A 6913-nucleotide genomic window follows, 5' to 3' on the forward strand; every position below is an offset into this window, starting at 1 on the left:
ACCATGGATCGAACCGAACGCATCAACCTGCTGCACCGCAACCTCAGCACCGCGCGTTATCCGGTGCCGGTGCAGCGCCTGATGGACGAACTGCAATGCTCGCGCGCCACCGTCTACCGCGACATCGCCTTCCTGCGTGACGTGCTGCGCGCGCCGGTGGAAACCACCGAAGAACCCGCCGGCTTCCGCTACGCGCTGGACGAAGCCGAACGTTTCGAGCTGCCCGGCCTGTGGCTGAGCCCGGACGAACTGCATGCGCTGCTGGCCACCCACCAGCTGCTGGCCCAATCCGGCCCCGGCGGATTTTTGGCCGAAGCGCTGGAACCGATCCGCGACCGCATCGACGAACTGCTGTCCGAACAGGCCGGCGGCAAACGCTGGCCGGTCGAACGTATCCGCGTCATCACCAGCGGCACCCGCATCACCGACCAGGCCACCTTCCGTGCCGTGGCCGGTGCCGTGCTGCAGCGCCGTCAACTTTCGTTCGAATACCATGCCCGCTCCACCGGCGCCACCACCCGCCGCCAGGTCTCGCCGCAGCGCCTTACCCACTACCGCAACAACTGGTATCTGGACGCCTGGGACCACGAACGCAACGCGCTGCGCAGCTTCTCGGTGGACCGCATCGCGCAGGCGCGCGCACAGCAGGACACCGCCACCGACGTGCCCGAGGCTGATCTGGACCAGCACCTGTCCTCCAGTTACGGCATCTTCTCCGGCCCACCCAAGGCCTGGGCCACGATCCACTTTTCGCCGCGTGCCGCACGCTGGGCCGCCGAGGAACGCTGGCACTCGCAACAACAGGGGCAGTTCCTGCCCGACGGCAGCTACGAACTGCGCCTGCCCTACAGCAACTCGCGCGAACTGCTGATGGACATCCTGCGCCACGGCCCGGACGCCACCATCATCGAACCGGTCAGCCTGCGCAGCGAAGCCCAGATCCAGCTCAGCCTGGCGCTGGGCAATTACAGCGGATAGGGCGTTGGTCAGCGGCCGGTGCAATCGGACTTTGGCTGTGATGAGTGAAGCGATCCACGCCTGTCCCCGCACCCGATGTGTTGAGGCAGCACCATGAAACTCATCCTGCTCGGCACCACCGGCCTGGTCGGCAGCCACGTACTCGAACTTGCGCTCGCAGACGCGCGCATCAGCGAGATCATCGCCCCAACCCGCCGCCCAATCACCGAACGCACCGGCCTTTTCGCACCACTGGTGGATTTCGATCACCTTCCCGAAGATGCCCCTTGGTGGCGCGCCGACGCCGTGATCTGCGCGCTCGGCACCACGATGAAAAAGGCCGGCTCGCGCGAAGCCTTCCGCCGCGTCGATCACCACTATCCGCTTGAAGCTGCCCGCCTTGCCCGCCGCCACGGCGTACCGGCCTTCGTGCTCAACTCGGCCACGGGCGCCGACCCGGATTCGCGCTTCTTCTACAACCGGGTCAAGGGCGAACTGGAACGCGACCTGCGCGCTGTCGGATTCGAATCGCTGACCTTGGTGCGGCCCGGACTGATCAGCGGCCCGCGCACCGAATTTCGCCTTGGCGAACGTGTCGCCGAAGTGCTGCTGAAGGCCACCGGCCCCCTGTTGCCACGTCGCTGGCGGATCAACCCGGCTTCCAACATCGCCCGCGTCCTGCTGGATGCGGCGGTGGCTGGCAAGGCTGGCGAACACATCGTTGAATCAGCCGAACTGGCCTGAAGCAACACCGCACAGGCTTGCTGCAGGAAGGTGTTGCTCGTCAAATCGCTCCCCACCACACCTGTCTTGAAACTTCGTATTGGAGCGAGCCGGCAGGCGTAGTGCATCCTGTCTCACGCTCTGAGACTGGCTCGCCTTAGCATCCCCTCACTCGACACGAACAGTGGAGGAAAGGGTGAGCAAGAACACAACTGTCTTCGAGTATCAGTATCGGGATGGCGGGAACTTCAAGACCTACGGCTGTCTACTTTTGAGCGGACAGGATGAGCACACCGAAGCCTCTATTCGCCAGTGTCTGGAATGGGGCGACCAATTCGTGGCAGAGCAAATCGGCGTGCCTGCCCTGTATGAAGAGCACTGGAGACAAGTGGAAGACGGCCCGTCCGACTTGGACCATTCCTTCCATGAATTCATTTGCCTGCGCGCCGCGCAACCAAAAGAGCAAGACCTGCCTATCTGGGGAACATTGGCGGACATGATGAAACGAATGTTGGCCGCTTCCGGTCGATGGGATGTACGGCTTTCTCCCAACTGTAATTTGTAGGGAAGGTCTGATTCAGAATCACAACATCATCCCGGCGAAAGCCGGAATGACACCTTATTAATAATCTTCCTATGCAAGTCGCAGGGAATATTACATTCCAATAGCTGCGATTATAAGAGATCAACCCACGATCAACCTCCCGGCACGTGCTATGCGATTTTTCGACGGAAGCACTCCTGATGCTTATCCAGAAACTTTAACTGCTCGGGATGGAACGGGGTAACCCGTTTGGCAGGATTTATAGACCACCGCTCAAGCACTTCTCGAGACAATGATGCATGCGCGTGCATCTTTCCACACCCCTCAAACGTGATCAAGTGACTATCAAAGAGCGCATCCACATGAGGGGACAGCAAGATTCCGTTATAACCACTTATGCGCTCTTCATTGGTTGAATCTTTCCACGACTTAATATGGCTGGCTATTAAAACTCGCCTATCATCAACACCCGTGACCCTACATCTCTCATCAAGCAGAATTACTCTTTTACGAAATATCCCCTGCCCTACCCTAGCCTTTGCCAGCTGAATGCGCTGCGTGACGGGAACACTTTCATCACTTTCGATCTGGCTCAGGTCTTCTAGCACTTCTGCACCCGGCTCAGCTTCTCGTATAAACTCTGTTTCACCAGTCCACTCCAGCTCGTCAGCGCGAGTGAGAGCCATGAGCAGGTAGCCAAGGGCATCTGGTATTCCTGCCAAGTAGCAGCCTTGATTGCCACGCCCATTATTTTTAATGGGTGAGTACTTCTCTGGCAGAAGTGGACCTATAGCACCCATATGGGCAGAAGGAACGAGAGAGGTGGGTGCCGGAATGAAATCCACCTCCACCAACCAACCTTCGTCGTCCCAATACTTGCCAACGGCCCCAAACTCTGTGGGCTTTGGCGATGGTGTTGCGAGTGCGGTGACGCGACCGATAGCACCTATCTGACCATGCCCATAGGAAAAAACAATGTCGCCAATTTTTACGTGGCGCATGTTTTCATAAGTCTGGTTGTATGCACCGTTTGCATTCCGAAAGGGCGACCACAAGTATCCGCCCAAGACCTCATGGTCTCGCGTCTGTTTATGGTTAACCCACCAGAATGCCATGCCCCCCACCCCTTACGTAATCAGAAACCAGGTTACAACGATCTCCCCCTGCCTATCCACCTTCTGGGAGCCAGCCCGACATTCGCCCCCAACACTGGTTGGAAGCGATGGAAGGTGAGTCAAAGCTGGACCTGTATTCTTCCACACGCCATCCAAAATCCCTGACCGGAGCCCACATCCTGTCATCGCAACGGACACAAGTCCCACAAACAACAAAGGCGCGACCATCACGGCCGCGCCCTTGTCGTCACGATACGTGGGGTGATGTGGCTTACTTCGCCGCCATCAGCGCCAGCGTGGTGTCGAGCATGCGGTTGGAGAAGCCCCATTCGTTGTCGTACCAGCTCAGCACCTTCACCAGCGTGCCATCCATCACGCGGGTCTGGGTGCTGTCGTAGACCGAGCTGCGGGCGTCGTGGTTGAAGTCGATCGACACCAGCGGCGCGGCGTTGAAGCCGAGGATGCCCTTGAGCGGGCCTTCGCTGGCGGCCTTCACCGCAGCGTCGATTTCTTCCTTGGTAGTGGCGCGCTTGGCGGTGAAAGTCAGGTCCACCACCGAGACGTTGATGGTGGGAACGCGCATGGCGAATCCATCGAGCTTACCGGCCAGTTCCGGCAGCACCAGACCCACGGCCTTGGCGGCGCCGGTGCTGGTGGGAATCTGGCTCATCGTGGCGCTGCGCGCGCGGCGCAGGTCGGAGTGGTAGACGTCGGTCAGCACCTGGTCGTTGGTGTAGGCGTGGATGGTCGTCATCAGGCCGTGCTCGATACCGATGCTGTCATTCAGCACCTTGGCCAGCGGTGCCAGGCAGTTGGTGGTGCACGAGGCGTTGGAAATGACGGTGTCGCTGGCCTTGAGCACGTCGTGGTTGACGCCGTAGACCACGGTGGCATCGACGTCGCTGCCGCCCGGTGCGGAGATGATGACTTTCTTGGCGCCGGCCTGCAGATGTGCCGAAGCCTTGGCCTTGCTGGTGAAGATGCCGGTGCATTCCAGCACCACGTCGACACCCAGTTCGCCCCACGGCAGCTTGGCCGGGTCGCGCTCGGCGCAGACCTTGATGCGGTCGCCCTTGACGATCAGGTCGCCGCCATCAACGGACACTTCGAACGGGAAGCGGCCGTGCGCGGTGTCGTGGCGGGTCAGGTGGGCGTTGGTTTCGGCATCGCCCAGGTCGTTGATCGCGACCACCTGGATTTCGTGGGTGCGGTTGGCTTCGTACAGCGCACGCAGGATGTTGCGGCCGATGCGGCCATAACCATTGATCGCGACCTTGATTGCCATGACGGATGACACTCCTGGAAAAAGGGGGGGAGGAAACAACAACGGCGCACGGCGCGCCGGGCCGCCCATTTTAGCAGCGCCAGCGGCACAACTCCCGTGCCGGGCGGCGGCAGGCGTGGTTCAGGCTGCGGACGTACAGGTTGGGTTGCGGTATGGATGAACCCTGGCCACGCGCAAAAAGAAGCCCCGCATCGTTGCGGGGCTTCGGGTGTTGCAGGTGTCGCGGGGGCGACGGCTGGATCAGAAATCCATGCCGCCCATGCCACCCATGCCACCGCCGCCCGGCATGGCCGGTTCTTCCTTCTTCGGCAGTTCGGCCACGACCACTTCGGTCGTGATCGCAAGGCCGGCGACGGAAGCGGCGTGCTGCAGAGCCGAGCGGGTCACCTTGGTCGGGTCCAGGATGCCCATGGCGATCATGTCGCCGAACTCGCCGGTGGCGGCGTTGTAGCCGTAGCTGCCTTCGCCGTCCTTGACGTTGGCCACGATCACGCTCGGTTCTTCACCGGCGTTGGCCACGATGGCGCGCAGCGGGGCTTCCAGCGCACGGCGGGTGATGGCGATGCCCAGGTTCTGGTCTTCGTTGGAACTGGTAGACCATTCGCGGGGCCGCACGCGCCCCGTGCTCGTCAAGCAGGCGCGCGCCGATCCGGTCGAGCTCGGCGGTGGTCATGCCCGGCTCGGCGGCGTCCATCATCCTTTGCAGTACGAGCGAAACGATCCGTCCGATGCGCTTGAGGGCCTCGACATCGTCCTGGGTTTCGATGGTCATCCGGGTGCTCCAGTGGTCGGCCGGGGCGAACCCCGGTGGGAAGCCCGGGCCGTTCGACAGGACCCGCTCAGAACGAGTACCGCAGGCCCAGGTTCCAGGTGGTGATCTTGCCGAACTCGTAGCCGGTCACCAGCGCCAGGTTGGGCCGGAAGTTCCAGCGGCCGTTCAGGCCGACCAGGACGTCGGACTCGAAGGGATCCGAACCGCCGTCGGCAATGCCACCGACGGAAGTGTAGCGCACGTGGCCCTGCAGCTGGATCGTCGGGGTCGCCGCCCAGAGGACGCCGACCTCGCCGCCGACACCGCCGTCGTCGGTGTCGATATCGAGGTCGAAGCCGGCGACCTGGGCGTTCTTGAACTCCAGGCCGTCATAGCTGAGCCGGCCGTAGAAGGCCGTGGTGTCCGAGTACGCGTGGGCATAGCCGACGCCGATGCGCCAGCGCGTCACGTCGTACTCACCTTCGGCGGAAACGACGCCATCGCTGGCTTCCAGGTCCTGGCCGAACTGGCCGTACTCACCGAACAGGTGCATGTTCCCGCCGAGCTCCCAGGCGCCGCCGATGAACGCGCCGCCGCCGGCATCGCTCTCGAGCTCGAGCGGGCCGCCGCCCCCGGTCACGACCCCCGAGGTCTCCACGTCGTTGACGAAGCCGGCAACGATGCCGCCCTCGAGGTAGTTGAAGCTGGTTTCCTGGGCGCCCGCGGCCAGCGGGACGCCCAGTGCGGCGGCGGCGGCAAGCGCGAGCAGCCTGTGGGAAGTGGACATGGATGTTCCTCGGGTTGTGGTTGGGTGGGGCGAGCCAAGGGCGGCTCTCGCGTATAGGAAGTTCAAACGCCCTTTTCGGGCAGTCTGCTGGGTAGGCGGCGGTCGCGCAAGCCCCGTTTTGGGCACGGATCGGACGTCTGTGAGTGGGATTTCGGCATCGCGGGGCCACGCAGCGGCGTTGTCAGCAGCCATGCTTCGCTGATTCCCGACAGCGGGCCGAGCGCCGCCCTGCGGATCGTGGCCGCATCGGCTCGGATTCCGGCTTCGCCGTCGGCTGTGCAGCCGGCAGATCGTCACGCGGCTTGCACTGGCGGTGCGCGCGCTGCGGGCCTGTAGTGCGCTTCTTCCCGCGCGCCCTGCTTCACGAAGTGGCCAAGGATGGCGCGGATGGCGGCAGGTTCCTCGATGCTGGCGACGATCCGCACGGTGCCACCGCAGTAGACGCAGGCGGTGACGTCGATGGAAAAGACCCGCTTGAGGCGTTGCGCCCAGCTCATCGAACGGCGCTTCTCCTCGGGGCTGCGCGGCGCGTCGTTCGCGCTTGCGTCCGCCGGCTCCACAGCGGCGTCATGCCGCCTGCCGCGCCCCGATGGCGTCAACTGTGCGCGCAGGGCGGCGTTCGGGGCAAACACCCCGTGGAAGCGGGTCAGGTGGGCGCGCGGTGGCGGGACCAGCGCCGCCAGCTTGGCGATGAAATCCACCGGATCCCATTCCACATGCGTGGTGCCATTGCGCCACGGGGTCTTGAGCT

7 protein-coding genes and 1 pseudogene are annotated in these 6913 nt (G+C 62.9%); 3 read left to right on the forward strand and 5 right to left on the reverse strand.

Translation table 11 applies throughout. From position 1 onward, the window contains the following. Positions 1–3: 3 nt before the first annotated feature. From WDB66_RS11345 to WDB66_RS11355, 3 genes are all read left to right on the forward strand, one after another. Positions 4–978, forward strand: a complete 975-nt coding sequence (locus tag WDB66_RS11345) for a helix-turn-helix transcriptional regulator (protein ID WP_339398699.1) — start codon at positions 4–6, stop codon at positions 976–978. Positions 979–1071: 93 nt separating this feature from the next. Then, positions 1072–1701 carry a Rossmann-fold NAD(P)-binding domain-containing protein gene (locus WDB66_RS11350; RefSeq protein ID WP_339398700.1) on the forward strand — a complete coding sequence of 210 codons (630 nt, stop codon included), beginning with the start codon at positions 1072–1074 and terminating at the stop codon, positions 1699–1701. Positions 1702–1876: 175 nt separating this feature from the next. Beyond that, positions 1877–2245 (forward strand): hypothetical protein, encoded by a 369-nt coding sequence (locus tag WDB66_RS11355; RefSeq protein ID WP_339398701.1) that lies wholly within the window; start codon positions 1877–1879, stop codon positions 2243–2245. A gap of 149 nt (positions 2246–2394) precedes the next feature. Here WDB66_RS11355 and WDB66_RS11360 read toward each other — a convergent pair whose 3' ends face one another. From WDB66_RS11360 to WDB66_RS11380, 5 genes and pseudogenes are all read right to left on the reverse strand, one after another. Continuing rightward, the gene (locus WDB66_RS11360; protein ID WP_339398702.1) at positions 2395–3339 is read right to left on the reverse strand and encodes an HNH endonuclease; all 945 of its coding nucleotides are present in this window, start codon (positions 3337–3339) and stop codon (positions 2395–2397) included. A gap of 271 nt (positions 3340–3610) precedes the next feature. Continuing rightward, positions 3611–4624 carry a type I glyceraldehyde-3-phosphate dehydrogenase gene (gap, locus tag WDB66_RS11365; protein ID WP_339398703.1) on the reverse strand — a complete coding sequence of 338 codons (1014 nt, stop codon included), beginning with the start codon at positions 4622–4624 and terminating at the stop codon, positions 3611–3613. A gap of 240 nt (positions 4625–4864) precedes the next feature. Beyond that, positions 4865–5218, reverse strand: a pseudogene (locus tag WDB66_RS11370) (TCP-1/cpn60 chaperonin family protein); the annotation flags it as partial. A 245-nt stretch (positions 5219–5463) separates the two neighbouring features. Further along, positions 5464–6162, reverse strand: coding sequence for an outer membrane beta-barrel protein (locus tag WDB66_RS11375; RefSeq protein WP_339398704.1), 699 nt, complete (start codon positions 6160–6162; stop codon positions 5464–5466). Positions 6163–6455: 293 nt separating this feature from the next. Beyond that, positions 6456–6913 (reverse strand): transposase (locus WDB66_RS11380; protein WP_339398705.1); only part of this gene is annotated, 458 nt, incomplete at its 5' end.

Origin of the sequence: Denitratimonas organivorans (assembly GCF_037478135.1) — a bacterium.
GTDB lineage: Bacteria > Pseudomonadota > Gammaproteobacteria > Xanthomonadales > Xanthomonadaceae > Denitratimonas.